The sequence below is a fragment of the Streptomyces sp. NPDC001617 genome, assembly GCF_053596855.1.
On the sequence record NZ_JBSFHA010000218.1, the window covers coordinates 1 to 1,146 of the forward strand.

General features: G+C 70.2%; 1 protein-coding gene. It reads left to right on the plus strand.

Going from position 1 to position 1,146, the window contains the following annotated elements:
• On the plus strand, window positions 1-1,146 hold a 1,146-nt coding region (locus ACWC09_RS52680), incomplete at both ends, for an IS110 family transposase (RefSeq protein ID WP_450859444.1).

Below are 1,146 nucleotides of genomic sequence, written 5' to 3' on the forward strand. Positions count from 1 at the left end.
ACCGCTCACCACGGCCACGGGCTCACCCCGGCCGGGAAGAAGGTCCTCGACAAGCAGCTGCCCAACAGCGAGCCGAAACTGCGGGCCGTCTTCGACAAGCTGACAGCCAAGTTCGGCACCGTCCTGGTGATCGTGGACCAGCCCGCCTCCATCGGCGCCCTCCCGCTCACCGTTGCCCGGGACGCGGGCTGCAGGGTCGCCTACCTGCCCGGACTCGCCATGCGCCGGATCGCCGACCTCTACCCGGGCGAGGCCAAGACCGACGCCAAGGACGCCGCGGTGATCGCGGACGCGGCCCGCACCATGCCGCACACCCTGCGCTCCCTGGAACTGACCGACGAGATCACCGCCGAACTGACCGTGCTGGTCGGCTTCGACCAGGACCTCGCCGCCGAGGCCACCCGCACCAGCAACCGGATACGCGGCCTGCTCACCCAATTCCACCCCAGCCTGGAACGCGTCCTCGGCCCGCGCCTGGACCACCCGGCCGTGACCTGGCTGCTGGAACGCTACGGATCCCCGGCCGCCCTGCGCAAAGCCGGCCGCCACAGACTCGTCGAAGTGATCCGGCCCAAGGCCCCGCGCATGGCCCAGCGGCTGATCGACGAGATCTTCGACGCGCTCGACGAACAGACCGTCGTCGTTCCCGGGACCGGCACCCTCGACGTCGTGATCCCCTCCCTGGCCCGGTCCCTGGCCGCCGTCCACGAACAACGCCGTGCTCTGGAAGCCCAGATCAAGGCCCTGCTGGAGGACCACCCTCTTTCCCAGGTCCTGACCTCGATGCCCGGGGTCGCGGTCAGGACCGCCGCAGTCCTGCTGGTCACCGTCGGCGACGGCACCAGCTTCCCCACCGCCGCCCACCTCGCCTCCTACGCCGGGCTCGCCCCCGCCACCAAATCGTCGGGGACCTCGATCCACGGCGAACACGCGCCCAGAAGCGGAAACCGGCAGCTCAAACGGGCCATGTTCCTCTCCGCGTTCGCCGCCCTGCATGATCCAGCCTCCCGCACCTACTACGACAAGTGCCGAGGCCGAGGGAAGACCCACACCCAGGCCCTCCTCCGCCTCGCCCGCCACCGCATCAGCGTGCTCTTCGCGATGCTCCGCGACGGCACCTTCTACGAACCACGCAGCCCCGAAGCA